The 24,211-nt window shown below is 62.2% G+C and carries 16 protein-coding genes; 11 read left to right on the top strand and 5 right to left on the bottom strand.

Translation table 11 applies throughout. The features are described from left to right. Positions 1–19 precede the first annotated feature (19 nt). Positions 20–943: a LysR family transcriptional regulator gene (locus AC5YUO_RS23395; RefSeq protein ID WP_400814111.1), complete on the bottom strand. Its 924-nt coding sequence runs from the start codon at positions 941–943 to the stop codon at positions 20–22. Between the two features lie 96 nt (positions 944–1,039). Here AC5YUO_RS23395 and AC5YUO_RS23390 point away from each other — a divergent pair, with 96 nt between their 5' ends. Beyond that, positions 1,040–2,227, top strand: a complete 1,188-nt coding sequence (locus AC5YUO_RS23390; protein ID WP_496155435.1) for an acyl-CoA dehydrogenase — start codon at positions 1,040–1,042, stop codon at positions 2,225–2,227. Between the two features lie 264 nt (positions 2,228–2,491). Here AC5YUO_RS23390 and AC5YUO_RS23385 read toward each other — a convergent pair whose 3' ends face one another. Continuing rightward, complete coding sequence (locus tag AC5YUO_RS23385; protein WP_496155434.1) at positions 2,492–4,558, bottom strand: TonB-dependent receptor; 2,067 nt, start codon at positions 4,556–4,558, stop codon at positions 2,492–2,494. A gap of 298 nt (positions 4,559–4,856) precedes the next feature. On the opposite strand from AC5YUO_RS23385, the gene AC5YUO_RS23380 reads away from it, so the two are divergent. Then, on the top strand, positions 4,857–5,633 hold the full coding sequence (locus tag AC5YUO_RS23380) for an IclR family transcriptional regulator (protein WP_496156552.1): 777 nt from the start codon (positions 4,857–4,859) through the stop codon (positions 5,631–5,633). Positions 5,634–5,635: 2 nt separating this feature from the next. On the opposite strand, the gene AC5YUO_RS23375 is transcribed toward AC5YUO_RS23380, so the two are convergent. Beyond that, a complete protein-coding gene (locus AC5YUO_RS23375) occupies positions 5,636–6,937 on the bottom strand; it encodes an NtaA/DmoA family FMN-dependent monooxygenase (RefSeq protein WP_496155433.1) in 1,302 nt (433 codons plus the stop codon). 214 nt (positions 6,938–7,151) lie between these two features. Between AC5YUO_RS23375 and AC5YUO_RS23370 the strand changes: the two genes are divergently transcribed. The 7 genes from AC5YUO_RS23370 to AC5YUO_RS23340 all read left to right on the top strand — a co-directional run bounded on the left by AC5YUO_RS23370 (position 7,152) and on the right by AC5YUO_RS23340 (position 15,239). After that, the gene (locus tag AC5YUO_RS23370; protein ID WP_496155432.1) at positions 7,152–7,952 is read left to right on the top strand and encodes an ABC transporter ATP-binding protein; all 801 of its coding nucleotides are present in this window, start codon (positions 7,152–7,154) and stop codon (positions 7,950–7,952) included. Then, positions 7,949–8,962, top strand: a complete 1,014-nt coding sequence (locus AC5YUO_RS23365) for a FecCD family ABC transporter permease (RefSeq protein ID WP_496155431.1) — start codon at positions 7,949–7,951, stop codon at positions 8,960–8,962. The genes AC5YUO_RS23370 and AC5YUO_RS23365 overlap by 4 nt, the downstream gene beginning before the upstream one ends. Next, positions 8,959–10,023 carry a FecCD family ABC transporter permease gene (locus AC5YUO_RS23360; RefSeq protein WP_496155430.1) on the top strand — a complete coding sequence of 355 codons (1,065 nt, stop codon included), beginning with the start codon at positions 8,959–8,961 and terminating at the stop codon, positions 10,021–10,023. Before AC5YUO_RS23365 ends, AC5YUO_RS23360 begins: the two co-directional genes overlap by 4 nt. 23 nt (positions 10,024–10,046) lie before the next feature. Continuing rightward, a complete protein-coding gene (locus tag AC5YUO_RS23355; RefSeq protein ID WP_400814126.1) occupies positions 10,047–11,000 on the top strand; it encodes an ABC transporter substrate-binding protein in 954 nt (317 codons plus the stop codon). A gap of 234 nt (positions 11,001–11,234) precedes the next feature. Further along, a complete protein-coding gene (locus AC5YUO_RS23350) occupies positions 11,235–12,074 on the top strand; it encodes a siderophore-interacting protein (RefSeq protein ID WP_496155429.1) in 840 nt (279 codons plus the stop codon). Beyond that, positions 12,067–12,345: a phosphopantetheine-binding protein gene (locus tag AC5YUO_RS23345; protein WP_496155428.1), complete on the top strand. Its 279-nt coding sequence runs from the start codon at positions 12,067–12,069 to the stop codon at positions 12,343–12,345. The genes AC5YUO_RS23350 and AC5YUO_RS23345 overlap by 8 nt, the downstream gene beginning before the upstream one ends. 62 nt (positions 12,346–12,407) lie before the next feature. Next, positions 12,408–15,239: a condensation domain-containing protein gene (locus AC5YUO_RS23340; protein WP_496155427.1), complete on the top strand. Its 2,832-nt coding sequence runs from the start codon at positions 12,408–12,410 to the stop codon at positions 15,237–15,239. 200 nt (positions 15,240–15,439) lie between these two features. On the opposite strand, the gene AC5YUO_RS23335 is transcribed toward AC5YUO_RS23340, so the two are convergent. Further along, the gene (locus AC5YUO_RS23335) at positions 15,440–16,786 is read right to left on the bottom strand and encodes a condensation domain-containing protein (protein WP_496155426.1); all 1,347 of its coding nucleotides are present in this window, start codon (positions 16,784–16,786) and stop codon (positions 15,440–15,442) included. 60 nt (positions 16,787–16,846) lie between these two features. Beyond that, positions 16,847–21,298, bottom strand: a complete 4,452-nt coding sequence (locus AC5YUO_RS23330) for an amino acid adenylation domain-containing protein (RefSeq protein WP_496155425.1) — start codon at positions 21,296–21,298, stop codon at positions 16,847–16,849. Between the two features lie 81 nt (positions 21,299–21,379). Here AC5YUO_RS23330 and AC5YUO_RS23325 point away from each other — a divergent pair, with 81 nt between their 5' ends. Next, complete coding sequence (locus AC5YUO_RS23325; protein WP_496155424.1) at positions 21,380–22,555, top strand: isochorismate synthase; 1,176 nt, start codon at positions 21,380–21,382, stop codon at positions 22,553–22,555. Between the two features lie 17 nt (positions 22,556–22,572). After that, positions 22,573–24,198 carry a (2,3-dihydroxybenzoyl)adenylate synthase gene (locus tag AC5YUO_RS23320; protein WP_496155423.1) on the top strand — a complete coding sequence of 542 codons (1,626 nt, stop codon included), beginning with the start codon at positions 22,573–22,575 and terminating at the stop codon, positions 24,196–24,198. Positions 24,199–24,211 lie beyond the last annotated feature (13 nt).

Here is a 24,211-nt window from a genome sequence, read left to right as displayed (position 1 = left end):
AACCGTCTCTGCCACGAGTTTATGAAAGGGGCGCGTTACGGGAAGCGTGATAGGCCTCCACCTGCCGCACCAGCCAGTCGCGAAACAGCACGACCGGCACGTGATTGGCGCGCGAAAGCGGCGCCACCGCGTAATAGGAACTGGGGCTTTTGGCCTGATGATCGAAGGCTTTGACCAGTTGGCGTGACTTCAGCTCGTTATCGATCAGGAACAGCGGCATCAGCGCCACCCCAAGCCCGGCGATGCAGGCCTGCGCCACGCTGGAGAACTGCTCGAACCGCATGCCCTGCGGCAAAGCGAGCGAAAGGCCGAGGCTTTCGAACCAGTGGCCCCATGCTCCCGGCCGTGACGCCATGTGCAGCAGCGGCAGCGCCGCGATATCCTCGCCCTTTTCCACCGGGTGGGCGCTGAGGAATTGCGGGCTGCAGACCGGCGCGACCATTTCATGCATCAGAAAGGTGCTTTCCGCGCCCGGCCAGTCGGCCTGGCCGATATGGATCGCCATATCCAGCTGCTCCCGCTCAAAGTCGAACTGGCCGATGCGGGTGGCGAAATTGATGGTGATTTCGGGATGGTTCGCCACGAAATCCGGGATGCGCGGCAAAAGCCAGCGGGTGCCAAAGGTGGGCAACATGGCAAGATTCAGCGTATTGCCATGCGTTTTGGTCATGATCTGCAGCGAGGCGGAGCGTATCTCGCCAAGGGCGGAGGCGATGGATTTCGCATAAGCGCGCCCCTCGGTCGTCAGCGCCACGCCCCGCGCGCCGCGCTCGAACAGGCGCACGCCAAGCTGTTCTTCCAGTGACATAACCTGCCGGCTGATCGCCCCTTGCGTCAGCGCCAGCTCATCGGCGGCAGCGGAAAAACTGCCGAGCCGGGCCACGGAATCGAAGGCGGCAAGCGCGCTGGTGGAGGGCAGGAGTTTGCGGCTGAGAGACGTCATGAGCCATTACTATATGTAATGCAAAAATGAGTAAACATGGCTTGTGCCATTCGGCCCGAATACGAATAATCCGGCCAGCAAATCCGGAGGCATAACGTGAGCGAACGCGCAGCATTCAATTGGCAGGATCCTTTTCTGCTGGAAGACCAACTGACCGATGACGAGCGGATGATCCGCGACAGCGCCGAGGCCTTCGGCAAATCCGAACTGCTGCCGCGTATTCAGGAAGCCTATCTTTCCGAAACCACGGAGCCGGAACTCTTCCGCCTGATGGGCCGCACCGGCCTGCTCGGCGTCACCCTGCCGGAGGAATATGGCGCGGCCAATGCCAGTTATGTCGCCTATGGTCTCGTCGCCCGCGAGGTAGAGCGGATCGATAGCGGTTACCGCTCGATGATGAGCGTACAATCCTCGCTCGTCATTCACCCGATCTTCGCTTACGGCTCGGACGAGCAGAAGAAGAAATACCTGCCCGGCCTCGTTTCCGGCGAGCTGATCGGCTGTTTCGGCCTCACCGAGCCGGATGCCGGCTCCGACCCCGGCGGCATGAAGACCCGCGCGGAAAAGATAGAAGGCGGTTATCGCCTGCGCGGTTCGAAAATGTGGATTTCCAACGCGCCGATCGCCGATGTTTTCGTCGTCTGGGCGAAATCGGAAGCGCATGGCAATGAGATCCGCGGCTTCGTGCTGGAAAAGGGCATGAAGGGCCTTTCCGCCCCCAAGATCGGTGGCAAGCTTTCGCTGCGCGCCTCCATTACAGGCGAAATCGTCATGGATGGCGTGGAAGTCGGCGAAGATGCGTTGTTGCCGAATGTTTCCGGGCTCAAAGGCCCGTTCGGCTGCCTCAATCGCGCCCGCTACGGCATTTCATGGGGCGTCATGGGCGCTGCGGAAGATTGTTGGTTCCGCGCCCGGCAATATGGCCTCGACCGCAAGCAGTTCGGCAAGCCGCTCGCCGGCACGCAGCTTTACCAGAAGAAACTCGCCGACATGCAGACGGAAATCGCGCTTGGCCTTCAGGCATCGTTGCGCGTCGGCCGGCTGATGGACGACCACAAGATGGCGCCGGAAATGATCTCCATCGTCAAACGCAACAATTGCGGCAAGGCGCTGGATATCGCCCGACAGGCCCGCGACATGCATGGCGGCAACGGCATCCAGATCGAATATCACGTCATGCGCCACGCCCAGAACCTCGAAACGGTCAACACCTATGAGGGCACGCATGACGTTCACGCACTGATCCTCGGCCGGGCGCAGACGGGGATTCAGGCGTTTTTCTGAGGCTTGTGGACGGAGCGGGAATGGCGTCGATCATAGCAAACGGCGACGTTTCTTCTCACCGTCATTCCGGCCTTGAGCCGGAATCCAGCCGACGCGCGTCCGCGTGGCGGGAAGACGGAGGGAGAGTGCATGACGCCCCGGCAAATGTGAGCCAACCCTCTGAGCCAAGCTCAAATCGTATCATCGGGAGCAATACCCCTTGAAACAAAAAGGCCTCCGAAGATCGCTTCGAAGGCCTTTTCGCTTTTCAATTCAGGTGACGGCTCAGAACGTGCCGCGCACGCCGATGCCGAACATGCGCGGTTCGGTCATGCTGGCCTCGATGCCGCCAATGCCGCGGTTTTCCTTCATCAGTGTCGGTGCACGCTCATCGAAGACGTTCTTGACGTAGGCGTAGAATTCAAGCTCGTCCTGGAACTTGTAGCTCGCCCGCACATCCGCGATCGTATAGGGGTCGATCGCATAGACAGCCTTGTTATCCGTATCGGAATAATAACCGTCGAGATGGCGCACCTGTCCTGACACGGTGAACTTGTCCGTCACGTCCCAGCTTGCGCCGATGGTGAAGCTGTAACCCGGCGACTTGGCGAATTCCTTGCCGACATAGGCGGCGTTGCTGGAAATCTCGTCGATCTTTGTCTTCAGCAGGCCGGCGCTGGCCTTCAGCGTCAGATTGTCGAGAACCCGATAATCCGCGCCGATTTCCAGACCATAGGCATGGGCCTCTTCGGCATTGACGGTATAGGATTCGCTGATGCCCGTGGAGACGACGACCGGTACGTTAAACTGGGCATTCTTCATGTCCATGTAGAACAGGTTGCCGTTCACCGTCAGCGTATCGTCCAGCAGGCTGGCGCGGGTGAAGAGCTCATAGTTCCAGATGGTTTCCTTGTCGAAGGTGCGCCATTTGCTGGTCGTCAGGTCGAATGCGACGCCGCCGGGATTGTAACCGCGGCTGATCAGACCACCCACCGTCCAGTCGTCATTGATGGCATAGGCGAGCGACGCCTTGGGCAGGATTTCCGAGAAGGTTTCGTCATAATTGACCGAGCTTCTGCTGGTGGCGCTCAGCGTCCGGTAACCGGCGCGCTGAATCTGGTCCTGCTGGTAACGCAGACCACCGGTCAGGGTCCATTGGTCGGTGAGGCGATAGCTCAGCTCGCTGAAGAGACCGAGATTGTCCTTGGTATCGTTGAAGCGCGAGGTTCCGCGCAGATAAAGAATCTCGTCGGCGTTGGTATGCGCGTAATAAATACCCGCGACACCGCTCAGCACATCTTCCTGATCGCCGAAGGTCACACGCGTCTCGTGGGAGGTGTTCTTCAGGTCGACATCGGCATCGCCATTATTCGCAATGCCAACCCGGCGTTTGGCGATGGACGAGGAGAACTGCGTCTGGTTGAACAGTTTCACGCCGTTTTCGAAATCGTAATTGATGTCGAGAATGCCGGTATTGGTGTACTGGCTGAAATTCGGCATCGTCGTGGTGACGTGGTTGAGATCCTCGAAGGGGCGCGACGCCGCTTCCTGGCTCGGCCGGTTGGAGGCGTTGTAGGAGTAGGTCAGCTTGGTCGAAAGACCGGGAATTTCCGACGGTTCCCAGAGAAGCTTGAAGCGACCGTTGAATTCCTTGAAGTTCTGGTCCGTTCCCTCATGGGCGAATGCGGAGTTGATGTAGTCGATGAAGGTATCGCGGCCGGAATAATCGATCGCCATGCGTGCCGCCAGCTCATCCTCGATCAGCGGACCGGAAAAGGCGAAGGAACCGCGCTTCTGGTGATAATTGCCGATTTCCGCCTGATAGCTGGCTTCCGGTGTAAAGGTCGGGTCCTTGGTGTTGACGAGGATCGCGCCGGCAATGGCGTTGGCGCCCTGCGAGGTGGTCTGCGGACCGCGGAACACCTCGATGCTCTCGACATCCCAGATGGAGCTCGCGCCATAGATGAACTCGTTATAACCGAGATAGTGGCCGTCGACATTGATCGTCGCGCGCGGCACCGTGCCGGTGAAGAAGGCGATGGAGCCGGTATTCGGTCCCTGCGTATCCTGTCCGCGAATGATCGGGGCGCTGACATTGTCGGTATAAACGACGTTCGGAATATCCTTGATCGCTTCCGATACGGTCGGGTCGCCGGTCTTTTCTTTCCTGATTGTCTCACCGGATATGACCGAGACGGACGACGCCGTGTTCTTCATGTCGCGCGCCACTTTTTCACCGGTCACGACGATCGGCTTCAAGACGGTGTTGCCCGCCGCATCAGCCTGCTGATCCTGACCGAGAACCGGCGTCACAAACAATGTCGCCAGCGTCAGAGCGCTGACCCCGCTCATCAAACGACCGCTAGAGCTAAACCCCATCACACACCCCTAAGAAACATGAGTATTAAAGTCATATTCAAGTAACGGAAGCGTTATCTGTTTCGCAATAGAGAATGCGTTCTGTATTGCGGACAAAAAGGCTTCCGTAACGGGATGTGCCATATTTACAACAAAGTTTATGGACCGCGTCCTGCGCATCGCTTGGCGTTTCAAAAGGGAACAGCGCAGCGCAGCCCGCAGAAATCGATTCCGATTCACGCCCCGATGCGATAGGCATGCTCAACAAATGGGGGGAGCGGGCTTGAACGCCATGGATGACAATGCGGACAATCTGCCGGAAAACGAGGGTGAAAAACGCTCTGCCCTCATTCAGTCGGTGTCGATCGCGGCGCGTTTCCTCAATCTGCTCGCCAGATCGGATACGGCGCTCGCGCTGGGCGAGCTGGCCAAACGCGCCGGCACCGGCCGCTCCACCGCGCATCGCTACATGCAGAGCCTTGTGCGGGAAGGACTGGTGATACAGGATCCCGCCAGCGGCAGTTACGATCTCGGACCCGCAGCGCTGGGGATCGGCATCAGCGCGCTCCGGCGAATCAATCCGGTCGAAACCGCCGGCCGCCAGATGAATGCGCTCGCCTCCAAGATCGGCGCCAGTTGCGGCGTGGCGATCTGGACCGAGCGCGGCCCGACCGTGGTGCGGTGGGCAAGAAGCGCCAGCTTTTCCATCAGCACCGTGGCGCTGGGCGATGTTCTGCCGCTGGACAACAGCGCCTGCGGGCTGGTTTTTCAGGCTTACCTGCCGCCGGACAGGGTGGCCGCGGTGCGCAGGCTGCAACCCGCCGCCTTTCGCGGCTCCCGTCCCGATGCCGCCATTCTGGAAACCATCCGCCAAGCGGGTGGCGCGGAACTCAATGAACATCTGTTCTCTGCCCTCACCGGCAAGGCAGCGCCGGTGTTCGACGCACAGGGCGAACTCTGTTGTGTCGTCACCACCGTATCCTTCGTGGCCACCGCCGAGACCGAGCAGCATTTTTCCCGGCTGATCGAAGCCGCCGGACAGGCGACGGCCGAATCCGGTGGCGTATAGGCCTATTCGGCCAGATGCTCCGCAAAGGTGCGGCCGGAATAGGCCGTGCGGAACAGCCCGGCATCGGCGAGCTTCGGCAGCAGCCGCTCCAGCACAAGCCGCATAGACGCTACCGAACCGCCGGGCACCGCGACAAAACCGTCGATCGCGCCGGCAGCGGCCCATTCGCGGATGGTTTCAACGGCATCGTCTACGGTGCCGATGATCTGCCAATGGCCCGAGCCCATCACTTCCGGACGCCGCAATAATTCCTCAACACTCAGCGTCTCCCGCTCGATCAGCCGGCGCAGCAGGCCGGCATGGGTGCGGCTTCTCGGTGTTTCCGGCGCCGCCGGCAGGTCGGAGGCGGTAACGATCCGCGTGAGCGGCCAATCCGTGAGATCAACACCCGTCATATCGCGAATGGAGGCAAAGGCGCGGGCGCGATTGGCGCGGGCATGGGTCTGCGCGAAGAGTTCCAGCGCCTCCCTGCCGGTCTCCGCGAGATAGAGGCTGAGACCCGGCATCAGCTTCACGCCGTCTGGGTTACGGCCATGCCCCTCGGCACGCCGCCGCAAATCCGCCCTGAGTTCGATTGCCGCCTGCATGTCAGGTGCGGAGGCAAAGACAGCATCGGCCACCGACGAGGCGAAATCACGCCCCTCGGGAGAGGCGCCCGCCTGCACCAGCGGAATGCGGCTGGCATGGGCCGGCAGGTTGAGCGGGCCTTTGACGCTGAAATGCCTGCCTTCATGCGCCACCGGCCGCACCAGCGAGGAATCGGCGAACCGCCCGCTTTCCCTGTCGAGCTTCAGCGCCTCATGGGGAAAACTTGCCCACAGCGCTTTCACCACCTGCGTGAATTCGGCGGCGCGCTCGTAGCGCTCCTGCGGCGAAGGCATCTCTTTCAGGCCGAAATTTTCGTGCCCCTCCAGCGCCGTGACGATGTTCCAGCCCGCCCTGCCGTTGCTCAGCCAGTTCAGCGACTGGATCTGGCGGGCCACCACATAGGGCGGCAGAAATGTGGTCGAAACGGTGGACAACAACCCGACATGGCTGGTTTCCCGCGCAATGGCCGCAAGAAGCATGGTCGGGTCCATGCTGGCAAATCCGCCGCCGGTCTCCAGCCCCTCGGTGCGCAGAAAAAGCGTATCCGGACGAAACACGAAATCCACATGGGCGGCTTCCGCGCGCTGCGCCAGATCGACGAAATAATCGCTGGAAAACACCCCGTTTATATCGCTGTCCGCCCGTCGCCAGGCTTCGCCGCTGAGCCAGGTTGGGGCCAGCGACATGCCGACATGAAGCTTGGCTGCGACTGACATGATGCACCTCGACTGAAATAACCGGCAGGAAATCCGCGCGTTGAATCGACAAATTTCGATTTGTGGAGAGTTTTACTATAGTTTAGTGTCGCTTCAAGACCACCCCGTCGCGCTCGCCGGAAAGAAATGCTTTTTCCGCGGGTTGGATGTTGAAATTCAAATACTTATAACGACCGTGCGGCGTCTCGACGCATGGGCGCATGAATAACAGGAGTTGTATCCGGTGCTTGACGCCACGGACCTTCACGCCAGCTATGGACATGTTCCCGTCTTGCGAGGGCTTTCCGCCCGTTTCCGGAATGGCCGCGTCACCGCGCTGGTCGGCCCCAATGGCTGCGGCAAGTCGACGCTGTTGAAGACCATCATGGGTTTCTTGCCTTTGTCATCGGGAGCAATAAGGCTTGGCGAGCGTTTGATCGGCGAGATCGGACGACGCGAACTGGCGCGGCGCATCGCCTATCTGCCGCAGGAGTGCCATTGCCCTGACTATATGACGCTCGGTGAGCTGATCGAGCTTGCCGGTTACGCGCGCTACGGTCTTGCAGGCGGCCCGACCGACCGCGACCGGGCGCTTTTTGCCGCGGCGCTGAAGACCGTCGGGCTGGAAGACAAGGCGAGAGCGCAGGTCAACACGCTGTCCGGCGGGCAGCGCCAGCGCGCCTTCATCGCCATGGTGCTGGCGCAGGATACGGATGTCATCCTCATGGACGAGCCGGTCAATCACCTCGACATGAAATATCAATATGCCGTTCTCGGCCTCGTGCGCGAACTGACGGACAGGCATGGCAAGACGGTCATCGTCGTATTGCACGATCTCAACCTCGCCTCCACTTTCGCCGATGATGTCATCATGCTGAAAGCCGGCCGGGTTCTGGCATCCGGGCCGGTGGAAAAAACGGTCACGCCCGAAAATGTCGCCGAGGTCTTCGATCTCGAAGCGGATATATTCTCCCGGCAGGGGCGGCTCATCTGCGTGCCCAAGCTGGAGCGGCAGGAACAGGCCATTCCGGCATGACCCCGAAAATAACGCTGATTTTCGCCGCCGCGCTGCTGCTGGCCGCCATCCTCGCCATCAATCTGCTTGTCATGTCCGGCGACATGCCGCCTGCCGAAATCGTGGCAACGCTCTGGCGCGGCGAGGCCGACAGCTATGAACAGTCGGTGCTTCTCTATCAGCAAATCCCGCGCTCGCTGATTGCGATCTATGTGGGGGCGACGACGGCCGTCAGCGGCTGCGTGCTGCAGGGACTTGTCCGCAATCCCCTCGCCTCGCCCTCCACGCTTGGGCTGAATGCCGGCGCGACGCTTTTTGTGATCGCCGGCGCGCTGGTGTTCGATGTTTCTCCGGAAATACAGGGCCTTGCCGCGCTCGCGGGTGCAGGCTTCGGTTTTGCCGCCTGCTTCGTCGTCGCGCGTCTCGCCGGGCGGGCAAACGATCCACGCGGCCTGTCGCTCATCCTTTCCGGCGCGCTTGTTTCCATGCTGCTGATCGGCGTGACCAACGCCCTGCTTCTCTCCAACCCCACACGCCGCGCGGAATTCCTGAGCTGGGTGGGCGGCAATATCAACCATGTCTATGCCGAACGGCTCACCGATTTCTGGTGGATCGGCGCCATTGCGCTGGTGATCCTGTTGTCGGTCGCACGGCCGCTGACGCTCGTTCTGCTGGGCGCGGAAAAAGCCGCCTCCGCCGGTGTGAACGTCACGCGTATCTCCCGGGTCGCGCTCTTCGCCACCATGCTGGCCTCGGGCTCGGCGGTGGCGATCTGCGGCCCGATCGGTTTCGTCGGCCTCATCGTGCCGCATATGATCCGGCCGCTGGTCGGCGTGAATTTCACGCTCGCCCTGCCGGCTTCCGCGCTTGTCGGCGCAGGCCTTTGCGTGCTGGCCGATCTTGGCGCGCAAACCCTGTTTGCGCCCTATGTGGTCAATACCGGGCTGTTCATGGATCTGCTCGGCGGCCTCGTCTTCATCGTCATCGTCAAGCGCTTTTATCTTTCGCCTTCGGCAAGGGGGCTATCATGAAACGGCATTTCGCCACTGACGGCAAAGCCGTGCTCAGGCTGCCGGGCGGCCTGCAGATCGGCATCGGCAATCTGAAAGCTGGCCTTGCGCTGCTTGTGCTGGCATTGGCGCTCGCCGCCCTGTCCGTCAGCCTCGGCAATACCGAAACGGGCCTCGCCGATCTCCTGCGCGGGTTGGCCGGCGGGCATCTCGGCGACGATCAGGCCTATGCGCTGTGGACGGTGCGGCTGCCGCGCATCCTGCTCGGCTTCATGGCCGGCTGGAGCGTGGCGCTCGCGGGCGCGATGCTGCAATCCGTCGCCCGCAATCCGCTTGCCGATCCCGGCCTGTTCGGTCTGAGCCAGGGGTCGATGACCACCATCATGCTGCTTCTGGTGCTGGTGCCGACGGCCCCCAAGACGCTGGTGGCGCTTGCGGCGGTCGGCGGCGGTCTGGCTGTCGCCTTTCTTCTCATCGCGCTCGTCGGGCGGGAACGCTCGAGCGGCCTTGCCATATTGCTGATGGGCATTGCAATTGAATCGGCGCTCTCCTCCGTCTCCTCGGTGCTTCTGCTCTATACGCCGGCGGAAACCTCGCTGTCGCTGGCCGACTGGATGGCGGGTTCGCTGTTTCAGGCAAGCTGGCCGACCATCACTGTTTTCGCGCCACTCTTTGCCGCAAGCCTTGCCGGCATTTTCCTCATCGGACGCGCACTTGCCGTCTTCGATCTCGGAAATGAAATGGCCATGGCACTGGGGGAAACGGTCAGGCACTCGCGTCCGCTCGTCATTGTTTTTGCGGTGATCCTCAGCGCCTCCTCCGTTACCGCGGTTGGCCCGCTGACCTTTCTCGGTGTCATCGCCCCGCATCTCGCCACTTTCGTTTCGCCCGCCGTCAGCCGCGCCAGGCTTTTCCTGTCGGGGCTCACCGGCGGCATTCTGGTCGTCACCGCCGATACGCTGTCGCGCGGGCTTGTCGCCGATACGCCGATGCCGATCGGCCTTGCGCTGACGCTGATCGGCGTGCCGCTTTTCATCCTCACGCTGCGTCTTCAGGCGCTGCGCAGAACCAACAGTCACTGAAGACATCGAATAAAGGGAATGCCATGCGAATTGCCATCCTCATTGCCGCCCTTCTGGCCGCCGGAACGAGCCTCGCCGCCGAGCGCAGCGTCACCGACGCCGCCGGCCGCACCGTCTCCGTTCCGGAAAAGCCGCAGCGCATCGTCGTCATGCACGAGCCGCTGCTCGGTGTGCCGCTGATGGATCTCGGCGCCAATGTGGTCGGCGCCTATGGCCGCAACAGCGACGGCAAATTCGCCACCGCCGTCGATTTCGTCGATACCGTTCTCGGTGAAGGCCGCACGAAACCGAAGGGTTTCGGGGCAGTCGGCCAGATCGACCTCGAAAAGCTGCGGGCGCTGCAACCGGACCTCATCGTCGCCACGGAAATGGATGGCGGCAAGGCCGAACAGCTCTCCACCGTTGCCCCCGTCTATCTGCAAAAGGTCAGCACCGGCCATGCCTATGGTTTCACCGTCGAGGAGAATCTTGCCGCCCTGGTCGGGCGAAGCGATGTCTTTGCCGAGCGCCGGAAGACCTATGATACGAAGCTCGCCGCCGTCAAAAAGACGCTGGGTGAGGATATCAAGGGCAAGACCTATCTCGCGATCCTGCTGACCGACCAGATCAATGCGGTGGGCGACATGTCCGGCGCGGTGCAGGCACTGGAGGATCTGGGTTATACCCGCCTGAAAATCGACAACGCCGCCTCTTCGGGCGGAATGGGCTCCACCCTGATGATGCCGCTGAGTGCCGATGCTTTCGGCAAGCTCAACCCCGATCTGCTCGTCGTGATGAACAGCTATACCAGCCCCGCCCGCGGCGAGGCGGGAACGCGCGCGGCACTGGAAAAGATCATTCCCGGCTGGGAGCGTTTCGTGAAACCGGCACGCGAGAACAGGATCGTTTTCCTCGATTCCACCAGGGTCACGACCCCTTCCATTCCGAGCGCCCTGCACACATTGGATGAAGTGGAAAGCTGGGCGGGCCGCCGCTGAGCATCGTTCTCCCAGACCAATCCCGGCACGATTTAAGTGCCGGGCATAAACTTGAGTTTTTGGAGAAAGTTATATTGCCGGGGCCGAGACCGCCTGTTATGGTTCGCGCATCTTGACGCAACGAGGCCGGAATATCGCGCCGGATGAGATTCCCAACGCGCGATGGTCCGGCACGCCGACCCGGGACAGCGAGACCGCCGAACCCGTCGGCGATATCCCAGGAAAGACAGCAGCATGAGCATGCCAGAAACGATAGATTCCCCCATTCCGGACCGCACTCCCAAACGCCATCGTTATGCCGTCACGCTGCGCGCGCTCAATGTCGCGCGCGTCGAAAAGCTCAGCCGGTCCATGGTGCGCATCGTCCTGACCGGGCCGGAACTGGAGGGCTTTGCGAGCCTCGGTTTTGACGATCACGTCAAGATGTTCTTCGCCCAGCCCGGTGAAACCGAACCGAGCCTGCCGGTGATCGGTCCGAACGGCATTGAATTCCCGGAAGGCGCGCCGCGCCCGCTGGCGCGTGACTACACGCCGCGCAGCTTCGACGCCGAAAAGGGCGAACTCGCCATCGATTTCGCCACCCATCACGACGGCCCCGCCAGCAACTGGGCGAAAGCCGCCAAGGTGGGCGACAAAGCATGGATCGCCGGTCCGCGCGGCTCCTTCACCGTTCCCTTCACCTATGACTGGCACCTGCTGATCGCCGACGATACCGGCCTTCCCGCGCTGGCACGGCGGCTGGAGGAAATGCCCGAGGGCACCCGCGTCGTGGCGTTGATCGAGGTCGAGACGGATGCGGACCGCCTGGAGCTTACAACGAAGGCGGATGCGTCTATCGTCTGGGTGACACAGAAGACGGAAAACGGAACCGACCACGACGCGCTGGCGGGCGCGCTGCGCAAGCTCGAACTGCCGAAAGGCGATTTCTTCAGCTGGGTCGCCTGCGAATCGAAAGCCGCGAAGGAGGTTCGCGCCCTTCTGGTCGAAGAATTCGGCGCCAATCCCAAATGGACGCGCGCTTCCGGTTACTGGCGGCGCGGCGCCAGTGGCGTTCACGATCATTTCGATGAATGAACCGGCAATCGCGGCGCGTGTCATGCTGGAGGCGGAAACGATGATGACGGAACTCAGGGCCCTTCTCGCCAGGGTTCTGGACGATGAGATGCGCGATATCGAACCGGGGGACAACCTGTTCGGCTGCGGGCTTCATTCGCTTGCCCTCATGCGCCTGATACCGCCGCTTTCGCAGCTTGCCGGGACACGGCTCGATTATGACGATCTGGCCCGGCAGCCGACGCTCGCCGCCTGGCAGGCGCTCATCGAACGGTCGCGCGCGGAACATTGATCCCGCAAAACAGCACTTTTCGCGCCGGAGCGCGATTCCCGAATATTTCCAAGGAGAGGACCATGGCAGCAGACAATACGCGTATGCTCGCACGTCGCATCGAAGAAACCTTCGACAAGGGGGGTGCAGCCCCGCCGAGCCAATACGAAGAACGGGTCTGGTTCGAACAGTTTCAGGACCCCGATCAGGTCTTCCGAGGCCTTCTCGCCTATCGCATCGGTGAAGAGTGCGATCTGCTGCGTCTGACCGCGGCACTGAAGACGGTTTGCGAAGTCTGGCCCGAGCTTCGCGCACGTTTTGCCTTCGGCGAAGATGGCACGCTTGCCAAGAACATCGAAGCCCCGTCCGCATCCATCGTGCAACTGCTGCATGTTCCATCGGCAGGCGAGGCGGTGACTTTGCTGCACGACCTTCAGGCAAGGCCCTTCGATGCCGAGACCGATCCGCCGTTTCAGGCCGTCGTGCTTTTGAGCGAAGGCGAAATCCTGCTGGCATTTCTGGTCCACGGCCTGCTTGGCGAAGTCCTCTCGCCGCAAATCCTGCTGGACGGCATTTCCGCCGCCTACGCCGGGGAGGAGCCGAAGCCGCTTTCGCCGCGCGCGGCCGAAAGTGACAACGTCGACCCGCTTCCGCTCCACTGGCTGCAACGTCCGGCCTCCGGCTCGACCGTCGTGGCGCTGCGGCAAAACGGGGTCGACAGGCCCGCGAGCCATAGCCACGGCGTCGATCTTCCCGCCACCCTGCTCGGCCTCAACAGCTCCACGGCGGCAAATGCGCTTCTGGCCCGCGCCGGCGCGCGCTTTGCCCTTTTCCTGGCAACGAATGGTGGTCCCGAAACAGTGACCCTGCGCCTGCTGCCCGGCGCTGCAATGCCGATTTCAGCGGAGGCTGCGGCAAAAGTATCGGTTTCGCGCGGCCAATCCCCCGAACAGGCTGAAAAAGCCGTGCTGGCGGGACTGGAACAGCAAAACGACAATGAAGGCGGAACGGCCACCTTCACGCTGCAGGCGCTTGCGACACCCGTTCAGGCCATATCGGAGCATGGCCTGCAGTTCGAGCACCTGCCCCTGCCCTCCCTGCAATCCGGTCTCGGCCTGACGCTTGCCGCCGGCCCGACAGCCGCCGGCGATATCCGCCTCGAATTGACGGGCGGCAGGGAGACATCGCCGCATGCGACGGCCTTCCTGCTGGAACGTTTCGTCAGCCATCTTGAAGGCGGCACGGACTTTTCCGGCATCGCCCCTCAAAACGTCGCGGCAGCGCCCGTGCAGGCAGCCCTTTCGCCGGCTGCTTCCGGTCAGAACGACGACGACACCGTTGCAACGATCCTTGCCGAATTCCGCGAAGCGCTCGTCTCGCCCGACATGGGGCCGGATGACGATTTCTTCGATTTCGGCGGCCATTCGCTGATTGCGACACGCATCATCGGGCGCCTTCTCGCCAATCACGGCATCGAGCTGCGCTTCAACGACCTGTTCAGCTATCCGACCGCCGCCGCGCTCGCAAAACAGGCGACCCGGCTCGAAACCGCCGCACCCGCGCAAGCGGAGGCGACGGCAACAGGCTCGCTCACCGCGCCGCTGTCGCTGGCGCAGATGTCGCTCTGGAAGGCCTATGCCGCCTTCGGTTTCGGCGAAATCTTCAACATTCCCTTCGCGCTCGATTTCCTCGATCCCGTCGATGAGAATGCCTTCGAATGCGCCTTCCTCGACATTATCGAACGCCATCCCGGCCTGCGCACCCATTTCTACATCGAAAACGATAGGGTTCTGCAGAAGATCGTGCCGATGCATGATCTGCCCGGTTACAAATGGTTCTGGACCAGCGAAGAAAGCGAAGGAGTGGACCGGCACGCGGAAGCCGGCTGGCGGTTCGATCTTGCGCATGAACTGCCTATGCGGCTTCGCTTCCTGCGGGATGCGCAGACCGGCCGCCAGGTGCTTTCCTTCCTCTTCCATCACATCGTGCTGGACGAATGGTCGGTGAACCTGATGATGGACGAGCTGACCGAGGCCTATCGGGCAAGGGCGACGGGCAAGGCCCCGGTCTTTGCGACGAAACCGGCGCCCTTCCATGAATTTGCGAGAAAACAGGTCGCCTCAGGCGTCAATGCCGCCCACCTTGCCTATTGGACCGACATGCTGCGGGACGCGCCGAAAGGCCTTACCCTCAACGGACAGGATGGCACGCCGCACGAGGCCTCGCAGGACGAAGCACCGGCAGGCGGCTGGATCGAATTCAAGCTGGAAAAACATGTCAGTGACGGGCTTTACGCTATTGCCAAGCAGAACAGCGCCTCGCTGTTCAACGTAGTATACGCCGCCATTGCCGCGTCCCTGCGCCATCTCGGCGGGTTGAGCGATCTCGTTGTCGGCACCTCGGCTTCGGGCCGCACCGATAGCGGTTATTTCGATACGATCGGTTATTTCACTACTGTCGTCGCCCATCGCGTGCGTTTCGGCGAGACCATGACCGTCGGAGAGCTCATTTCCTCGGTGAAGAACACCATCAACGGCTCGCTGGAACATAGCGAAATCCCGATCGATCTCGTCGAGGAAGCGCTGGGCATGACGCCCGGCCGCGACCATCTGTTCGAGGTCTTCATCCAGATCCACGCCAAGAACAAGCTCAATGGCACCCTTGCCGGGCCGGATGGCAAGCCGGTGGAGTTCCGCCAGATCGACCCCGACAAGCATGAATCCATGCTGGGACTGCAATTCGAGGTGATGGAGGAGATGATCGGCGGCGAGCGTTCCATTCGTGTGCTGATGAGCTACCGTGCGGATCGCTACGGCCCTGAGGATGTCGAGCGGCTGCGCAACACGACGAGCGGCGTCTTCAGCCGCTTTGCGGAAGCCGGCGCTTCGAGCCGCGTGCTGACGACACTCGCCTGAGTTGGACCTGGGCAAGGAAAACCCGGCTTCGCGTTGGCGGAGCCGGGTTCAATTTGTTGGCAAAATCCTGAAAGCCCTGCTCCGTCATGCTCGGGCCTGTCCCGAGCATCTGCAACGCCTCGACTTATTGGACGTGGTTAGATCCTCGGCACAAGGCCGAGGATGACGTGGAGTATAGGGAAGCGGTGTCGGCCTTCCCCTCAAACCGCCAGACGGAATGCCGTGGACGCCTCAGCCGCCGCAAGCGTCAGCGCCTCCTCGCGGAGCATGGCATCGAGGAACAATGGTAGTTCCTCGCGGTAGCGGGCGAAATCCTCCGCTTGCGTCAGCGCCGAATCCGCATCGATATGCAGGTTCAGCTCACTGCCGTCATCCTCGCCACGGAAGGTGAGGTTGAAGCCGTCGCCGGGGCCATTGGCAAGGATGTGCCTGATAACCTCAAGCCCGGCAAAGACCGGCGCGCTGAAGGGCAGGACATTGATGAGCGGCGAGAAGAAGAAGCGCCGTCCCTTCGGGATTTCCCGGTCGGCGGCGATCTGCTCGATGCGGTAGCGGCCATGCAGGCGCTGCTTTCGCAGATTGGCGGCGTTGCGCGTCAGAAAGGCACCGAGGCTCTCGCCCGGCTCGATGGTGAGATGGAAGGGCAGGATATTGACGAGCATGGCCGGCATATGCGCGCCGACGCTGCCCCAGCGGCTCATGAAAGGCAGCCACAGGGTCAGCACATCGCGATCCGGCCGCGGCAGGACACGATGGAGATAAAGACCGGAGAGCAGCACCAGAAGGTCCGGCCAGCCGATCTCCAATGCGCCCGCCACCTGCTGCAACCGCGTGCTGAAACCCGGCGGCAAGGCCGCATCCGCATGCAGGCCGCCGCCGCCATAATCCTCGCAATCCTTGTCCAGCACCGGCAGTTCGGCGGGTGCGGCGAGATAGGCCGCCCAGAAATCGCGGTCCTTTTCGAAACGCCGGCTCTGCTTATAAGCATCCTCTTCGGCAAGGAAATCGCCGAAGGGGTGGAAATCCGGACCCGCTTCGCCCTTGCCGCAATAGTGCCCGTAAAGCTGGCCGCAGCGCTGCTCGACCAGCGTCAGCCCATAGCCATCCACGACGATATGATGGGCGCGGATGTACCAGAGGTAACGATCATCGGCGATACGGTAGAGCAGCTGCGCCGAGAGCCTGTCGGTTCTAAGATCGAGCCTCGCTTCCACATCCGCGTTCATGCGCCGCAGCGCCTCCTCCAGGGGAGCGGAACTGCGGCGGAGATCGACAAGCTCCACCACCGGGGCATGGCTTGGATCGCAGCATTGTTGCGGCGTCTCGCCATCGTCGCCGATACGGAAACGGATCGACAGGACTTCGGATTCGCGCACGGTGCGCTTGATCGCCTGAAGGAGCGCGCTTTCATTCACCGCACCGGAAAGATCGATGTAATGGGCGACGGTGGAAACCGGCTCATCGGGATGGAAGGAAAACTCCTCCCAGAAATCGAGTTGCGGCTGCGTCAGTGGAAGCCAGCCGCCGGCAGGATCGATATGCGCCATCTGTTTTTCCTTGAACTATTTCCGTTATCGGGCGCGAAATCCCGCCCGAAATGATTGCGTTCACGCCGCCCGGGCGGCCAAAAGCGAGGTTACCTGTCTGGCGTTGCGGCATCGCAGAAGCTGCTGCGGTGTGAGTTCCACGCCGAAGGCCGTGCGGATTTCCGCCGAAACGGTTTTCAGATGCGACGGCAGAAGACCGAGCGCCAGGAGGTCGCTGTTCGCATCGACATTCGCCGGTTTTTTACCCAGCACGCCGAGATAGATCTCCAGCACCCGGCGGTCGCCCTGATCGACGGCGGGGGCCGCAGGGGCGGAGATTTTTGCCGGTTCCGCGCCACCGGTCCCCTCGGTCAGCAATTCGCGGGCGCGACGCCGATCCGGCTTGCCATTGGCCGAAAGCGGCAGATCGTCGACCTTGAGGAACCGGCCGGGCACATGCGATTCCGGCAGATGGCCGCGGGCAAAATTGCGCAGATCGGCGGTCGAGAGTTCAAGGCCCGGTGCAACGACATAAAGCACGCCGATGGCCGCCTCGCCCTTTTGCTCGACACCATAATCCACCACCAGAACCCGCTGGATGGAAGGATGGCGGATAAGCTCGTTTTCCACATCCGGCAGCGAAACGCGCACGCCGCGCACCTTGACATAGCCATTGACGCGGCTGGCAAACATGATCTTGCCATCCGGCCGATAACGGCCACGATCTCCAGTGCGGAAGGCGCGCACCGGCTTTCCTTCCGGATCGGCAACCGTCACGAAATCCGTCTGGGTAATCGCGCCATCTTCGAGATAGCCGATCGCCACATTCACGCCGGCCGTATGGATGCGGCCAACCACGCCGGCCGGGCAATGCTCGCCCTGATCGTTGAGGACGAAATAACGATTGGCGGGCAGCGGGTGACCATAGGGCACGGCCGCGACATCTTCCGCAACGATCTCGTGCCAGATGCTCCAGATCGTCGTTTCCGTCGGCCCGCCGAGCGATATCAGCCGCAGGTCGGGCTTCAGCCTGCGCAGCTCTTCGATGATGACAGGTTTGATGTAATCGCCACCCTGCGCGACAAGCCGAAGCGACGAGAGCTGGTCGCCACGGCGGCAGGAGAGAAGCATTTCGAGGATGGCCGGCACCGAGCACCACAGCGTGACGCCATGTTCGGCCACCAGCTCGTTCCAGCGCACCGCATCCTTTTCCTCTCCTGGTTCCGGCAGCACCAGGGTCGCGCCGGCGACAAGCGCACCGAAAACATCGAAGACGGACATGTCGTGGTGCAGCGGCGTGACCGACATGAACACGTCGGCATCCGTCACCGCCCATTCCGCAAGCGTGCTGCCGATGACATTGGCCGTGGCGCGGTTGGAAAGCACGACGCATTTCGGTTTGCCTGTCGTGCCTGACGTATAGAGATAATAAGCGGGCTCCTCGCTTCGGGAGAGCGCCGCTACCTCCGCCATGGTAACGGGTGGGCCAGCCGGCGCGGACAGAAGCGCCGCCGGATCGACAGCATCGAAATCCTTGGGAACGCTGCGGGCGACGATGACGGCCGGGCGGCAATTGGTCAGCAAATAGCGCAGGCGATCCTCCGGCGAGCCGGAATCGACCTGCACCCAGACGGCACCCATAAGTGCTGCAGCAAGCGTGATGGCCGTATGTTCCGGACTGCGCGGCAGGCACACGGCCACGACATCGCCCCGGCCAACGCCACGCGCCTTGAGGCCCGCCATCGCCCCTGCCACCATCTCTCCAAGTTCGCCATAGGCGACGCGCCGTCTGCCGCTGACCAGCGCTGTCCTCGACGGGTCGCCCTCGAAAAGATGAGCGGCGATCCGCTCCAGAAATGGCGGGCAGACAAAGCCTCGTTCGTCGCCGTTCAGCCGGTAGTGAGACAGGTCGACAATATCGCGGGCGTTGAAGGAGAAGGCGCCGCTCTCCACGATCCCGCCAACCGCGCGCTCGATGGCTTCGAGAATATCCGCCACCATGGCCGCATCGATCGCCTGCTCGGCATAATCGATATCGAGGACGAGATCGCCCTGCGGGTTCTGCGAAAAGCGGAAATCCAGCGCGACCTGCGGCGTCTGGGTCAGTCCGCCGGTCCATCGCATCGTCGATTCGGGTGAAAGCGTCGGCCAGGTCAGACCATTGGTGATCACGACGGGCAAGGCGAGCCCGCCCGGATTGGCATTGAGAAGGACACGATTGAGATCGATACCCGAAAAGGCGAGATGGTTCAGCCCTTCCAGCACATCTCTCTGGAGGCCCGCCGCCCGCTCCGCAAAGCTGTTCCTCGCCGCATCCCATTGGATGGCGATGAAGCTCGAGCGGTTGGCGAAAGCCCCTTCCACCTGCGGCGCGACGGGAATGCCGACGACGAGCGCGCCTTCATTGAGCCAATGCGAGAGCACATCGAGGATCACCGCCGTCAGCGCCGAATTCTTGAACAGCCGCTCTTTCGCGCCGATCCGCGAAAAGGCGGTGAAACGCTGTTTTTCGACAGTCAGGCTCTGGCGGCTGTAACGGGACGTGGGAATGGTTTCGAGCGGCGCTTTCCAGGGCAGGTGCGAGGGCACTTCGGCATCTTTCAACTTTTCAGCCCAATAGGCGGCATCCCCGGCACGGGCCGCCGAGATATCCTCCTTCGGCGCTCCGGTCGCAGCCGCGGTTTCTGGCGGCAGGACGCCATCGAAGAGTTCCGCCGCGAGGCTGGCAATGGCCCGCCCGTCAAGGATAAGCGCGTCGAAACGCAGGAAAACCACGACCTTATGCTCCGTCGCCCCGGCATCCGGCATAACAAACACCGTGACCTGCCATGGGGAGGCCGCGAGATCGAAATGCGCATGGGAGAAATCCCGTCGCACTGCATCGATTCTTGCCTCGGCTTCCGGAAAAGACAGGGCCGAAAGATCGACGAGATCGAGATTGATCTTCGGCTCGTCGGAGACCATCTGCACCAGACGCCGCTCGTCGATGCGGGTGCGCAGGCTTTCATGTCTCGCGACCATTGCGGCAAGGCGCGACTGCAGCAGTTCCGGGTCGATATTGCCGCGATATTCGCGGAACTCCTGCATCGCCACGCCGCTGAGCGGCAGGTGGGTGCCGCGCCCGAGCAGATAGGCCTGTTGCAGCGGTGAAAGAGGACGTTCCATGGGTTTTCCTTTTGCCTTGGCCGTCGCTTCCGACTGCCGTGCGACAAATCGCTCCACGCTTTCGCAAGCGAGATCGGGCGTTTCGGCGAGCCGGCGGAGAAGGACGACGTAATTTTCGAACAAAGCGCGCAGCCAGCTTTCCGGCAGCGCATCGAGCCGCACATCCCAGTTGATCAGCAACCCGCCATCCAGCGCCGCCACCTGCGCATCCAGCGCGACCCCCGGCCCCTGCGAGACGGTGTGGACCATCGGACCGAACGCCCGGCCCACCCGTTCCGAAAACAGCTCTCCGCCCGCAAGATCGACCCCGGCGGTAAAGACCACCGGCGAGGTCTGCAAACCACCGCGCTGGCGGGAGAGATCGCGCATGACGCTGACGCCCGGATAGGACTGGTGTGCGAGAAGCCCGGTCATTTCGCCGAACAGCCGGCCGAGCAGCGCTTCGAGGCTTTCTTCAGGCCTGATGTCGACGCCGAGCACGAGCACGTTGGAAAACTCGCCGACGACCTCATCGACCCCTTGCACCAGCGGCGCGCGCCAGAAACCCGGCACGGAAAGCCGGAATTTTTCCGCCCCGGCCGCCCGCGACAGCGCCACTGCGAAAACGCCAAGCAGAAGGGTCGATGTCGTCACGGAAAAACGCCGCGCCGTCTGCTCCAGACTGCCGCGTTCGGCCGCCGAAAGCGTCGTGGCGAGCCGGTCCGTGTGAACGGCACGCGACGGGTCATCGGGCAGAAACGGCAGCGGCGGAGCGTCCGGAACATCGGCAAGCCGTTGCCGCCACCACAACCGGTCCCTCTCGCGCCGGCCCCTCAAGTCAGGATCGGATGCGAGGCGCTCCGCCCAGTCGAAAAAGGACGGCGTTACCGGTTCGAAAGTCCGGGTTTCGTCTGCGCCTGACGCCGTCTCGTAAAAGCGGGCAAGGTCTTCCATCACGATCCGCACGCTGGCCGGATCGATGGCCAGCATATCGGTATCCACATGCAGGCGGCAACGCTCTCCCGGCAACAGGCTGAGCGAGATCGCCGCCGGCGCAGCAACCCGAAGATCGGCGCGGCGATGGCTCCATTCCTCGCGTTTCGCCTCAAGCCGGCGCACAAGCGCCTCCGAGTGAAGCGCGATCATGTCCTCCACATCAAGGCGGAGCGGCCGGCCGGCAGGATCGACGGACTGATGGCCTTCCGCATCGATCCTGAGGCTCAGCATGGGGTGACGCCCGCCGAGCCTTTCGACGGCAACGGCCAGTTTTTCCGCATCCACCGCCTGCCCGTCGAATTCGAGGTAGAGATGGGGCGTAACTTTCCCGAGTATTCCATCCGCCTCGCGGCCGACCCAATAGGCCACCTGCATGGGGGTTAAATTTAGCATGTGAATTTGAACCGGTTGACAAAACATGATTAGCATACTCAAGTATAAGCCATCGTCAACCACTCGCACAGGAGGCATCCCATGAAAACGGGAGCACTCAGGACGAATGACGTCGAATCCGACGAAATTACTGAATTCAATAGAGAATTTCTGTTTACTTCCGGCAGCGGGCAATTGCGCGCCAAGGGCATTCGCGAAAAGATCGCGATTCCCGCCCGTGGCGGCGAAGGCATTGCCAGCCCGCTGCAGCAGGCGTTGGCCGGTGCCTTCGAGCGTGCGCGCCGGGACGGACAGGAGAACCCCATCGCCATCGGCGCTATCCCCTTCGATGTCAGCGAACCGTCATGCCTGTATATTCCATACAACTATGAATGGAATTCCAAAGATGCCGAGCCGATCGTCGCCGATTCGGCCATGCCCGCCCTTGTCGGCCAGAACAGCGTGCCGGACGAGAGCGGTTTCAAGCACGCCGTCGAACATGCCATCGTCAATTTCCGCCATTCCGAGGTCCGCAAGGCGGTGCTTTCGGTCATGCGTGAACTGACTTTCGCCTCCGAGGTCAATGTCGAAAGATTGCTGGCGAGTCTGGCCAAACAGAACCGCGAAGGTTACCAGTTCCGCATTCCGCTGCCCGATGGCGGCGACCTGATCGGCGTCAGCCCGGAACTGCTGATTCGCAAGCAGGGCGAGAAAATCATCTCGAACCCGCTGGCGGGATCGGCAAAACGCATGATCGACCCGGCGGCGGACAAGGCCAATGCGGATCGTCTCTCGGTTTCGGAAAAGGACCATTACGAGCATAGCCTCGTCATCGAGGATATCCGCTCGCTGCTTTCGCCGGTCTGCGCGGAACTCGATGTTCCCGAAAAACCCTCCCTCATCAACACGGCGGCACTCTGGCATCTTTCGACCCGCATCGAAGGCCGCCTCGCCGATCCCGAGACCAACGCACTGCAGCTTGCCTGCCTGCTGCACCCGACGCCCGCCGTCTGCGGTTTCCCCACCGAGCGCGCCCATCGCCTCATCCGCTTCGTCGAGCCTTTCGAGCGCGGCCTCTTCACCGGCATGGTCGGCTGGACGGATTCTGAAGGCAATGGCGAATGGGTGGTGACCATCCGTTGCGGCACCGTGCAGCGGGAAACCGTGCGGCTCTTCGCCGGTGCCGGCATCGTGGAGGCCTCGGAGCCCGAATCCGAATGGGCCGAGGTGCAGACCAAGCTCAAGACCATGCTGAACGCCTGCGGTCTTGCGGCCTAATTTTCCAGGGACAAACCATGACAATCGAATTCCAACGCTGGCCCGAGGATTTCGTTCGCCGATACCGCGAACGCGGCTACTGGATCGACCGGCCGCTGAGCGGCATTCTCACCGAACAGGTGCAGCGCCGGCCGGACGCCACAGCGCTGATCTGCGGCGACCGTCGTTTCACCTATGCCGATCTCGACCGGCAATCCTCCAATCTGGCCGGACATCTCTCCGCCGCGGGCATCGGCAGGGGTGACACGGCGCTGGTGCAATTGCCGAATATAGCCGAGTTCTATCTCGTCTTTTTCGCGCTCATCAAAATCGGCGCCGCCCCCGTCAATGCGCTTTTCAGCCATCGCCGGCTGGAAATGACCTCCTATGCGGAGCAGATCGCGCCGAAGCTGGTGATTGCCTCGCGCAGCCACGAGCTTTTCGCCGATGACGCATTTGTCGACGCGCTGAAGGCGGCCTCTCCAGGGCTTGCCGTGACGCTGCTGCTCGGCGAAACCGATCCGCAGCGCAGCCTGGAGCAACGGCTGGCCGCCCCGGCTGAAAATCCACCGGCTTACGCCCCCTCCGCCGCCGATGAAGTGGCGCTGTTCCAGCTTTCCGGCGGCAGCACCGGAACGCCGAAACTGATCCCCCGGACGCATAACGACTATGATTACAGCGCCCGGGCCAGCGCGGAGATTTGCGAACTCTCACCTGAAACCCGTTTCCTCTGTGCCATTCCGGTGGCACATAATTACCCGATGAGTTCGCCGGGTGCGCTTGGCGTGTTCCACGCCGGCGGCGCGGTGGTCATGGCTGCCAATCCGGAGCCGCTGGCCTGCTTCGATCTGATCGAAAAACACGGCGTCGATATCGTGCCGCTGGTGCCGCCGGCGGTGGCGCTGTGGCTGCAGGTGGCCCCTGCGCATCGTGAAAGGCTGAAATCCCTCAAGCTCCTGCAGGTCGGCGGCGCAAGCTTTGCCGAAGCGCTGGCCCGCCAGGTGCCGGAAGTGCTTGGCTGCGGCCTGCAGCAGGTGTTCGGCATGGCAGAGGGCCTGGTGAACTACACCCGCTTCGGTGACCCCGACCATCTGGTCTTCACCACGCAAGGGAGGCCGATCAGCCCCGACGACGAAATCCGCATCGTCGACGAGGACGGCAACGACGTGCCCGAGGGCGAAGCCGGCATGCTGGCGACCCGTGGCCCCTATACGTTCCGGGGATATTACCGCGCGCCCGAACACAGCGCCCGGGTCTTCGACAAGGATGGCTTTTACTATTCCGGCGACGTGGTGCAGCGCACGCCGGAAGGTTATCTCCGCGTCGTCGGCCGGGTGAAGGACCAGATCAACCGCGGCGGCGAAAAGGTCGCTTCGGAAGAGGTGGAAAACCTCATCCTGCGGCATCCGGACGTCACCCATGCGGCGCTGGTGGCGATGCAGGACGAGCTTCTCGGCGAAAAGAGCTGCGTCTTCGTCGTTTCCCGCAACCCGTCCCTCAAGGCGCCGGCCATCCGCCAGCACCTCGCCGGTCTCGGCGTCGCGGATTACAAGCTGCCGGACCGGGTGCGTTTCATCGAGGCCATGCCGCTCACCGCCGTCGGCAAGATCGACAAGAAGCGCCTGCGCGACCTGCTGACGTCACCCGTCGCCATCAGCGCCTGACACGCAGCACAAA

This window comes from Agrobacterium sp. LEGMi-208b (genome assembly GCF_059511785.1).
The sequence above is the reverse complement of the archived record's forward strand: the minus strand, read 5'-3'. Positions and strand labels throughout refer to the sequence as shown.

Coding starts and splice junctions, on each gene's coding strand:
- AC5YUO_RS23395 (WP_400814111.1), bottom strand. CDS start 943: ATGACGTCTCTCAGCCGCAAACTCCTGCCCTCCACCAGCGCGCTTGCC.
- AC5YUO_RS23385 (WP_496155434.1), bottom strand. CDS start 4,558: ATGAGCGGGGTCAGCGCTCTGACGCTGGCGACATTGTTTGTGACGCCG.
- AC5YUO_RS23380 (WP_496156552.1), top strand. CDS start 4,857: ATGGATGACAATGCGGACAATCTGCCGGAAAACGAGGGTGAAAAACGC.
- AC5YUO_RS23375 (WP_496155433.1), bottom strand. CDS start 6,937: ATGTCAGTCGCAGCCAAGCTTCATGTCGGCATGTCGCTGGCCCCAACC.
- AC5YUO_RS23365 (WP_496155431.1), top strand. CDS start 7,949: ATGACCCCGAAAATAACGCTGATTTTCGCCGCCGCGCTGCTGCTGGCC.
- AC5YUO_RS23360 (WP_496155430.1), top strand. CDS start 8,959: ATGAAACGGCATTTCGCCACTGACGGCAAAGCCGTGCTCAGGCTGCCG.
- AC5YUO_RS23355 (WP_400814126.1), top strand. CDS start 10,047: ATGCGAATTGCCATCCTCATTGCCGCCCTTCTGGCCGCCGGAACGAGC.
- AC5YUO_RS23350 (WP_496155429.1), top strand. CDS start 11,235: ATGAGCATGCCAGAAACGATAGATTCCCCCATTCCGGACCGCACTCCC.
- AC5YUO_RS23345 (WP_496155428.1), top strand. CDS start 12,067: ATGAATGAACCGGCAATCGCGGCGCGTGTCATGCTGGAGGCGGAAACG.
- AC5YUO_RS23340 (WP_496155427.1), top strand. CDS start 12,408: ATGGCAGCAGACAATACGCGTATGCTCGCACGTCGCATCGAAGAAACC.
- AC5YUO_RS23335 (WP_496155426.1), bottom strand. CDS start 16,786: ATGGCGCATATCGATCCTGCCGGCGGCTGGCTTCCACTGACGCAGCCG.
- AC5YUO_RS23330 (WP_496155425.1), bottom strand. CDS start 21,298: ATGCTAAATTTAACCCCCATGCAGGTGGCCTATTGGGTCGGCCGCGAG.
- AC5YUO_RS23325 (WP_496155424.1), top strand. CDS start 21,380: ATGAAAACGGGAGCACTCAGGACGAATGACGTCGAATCCGACGAAATT.
- AC5YUO_RS23320 (WP_496155423.1), top strand. CDS start 22,573: ATGACAATCGAATTCCAACGCTGGCCCGAGGATTTCGTTCGCCGATAC.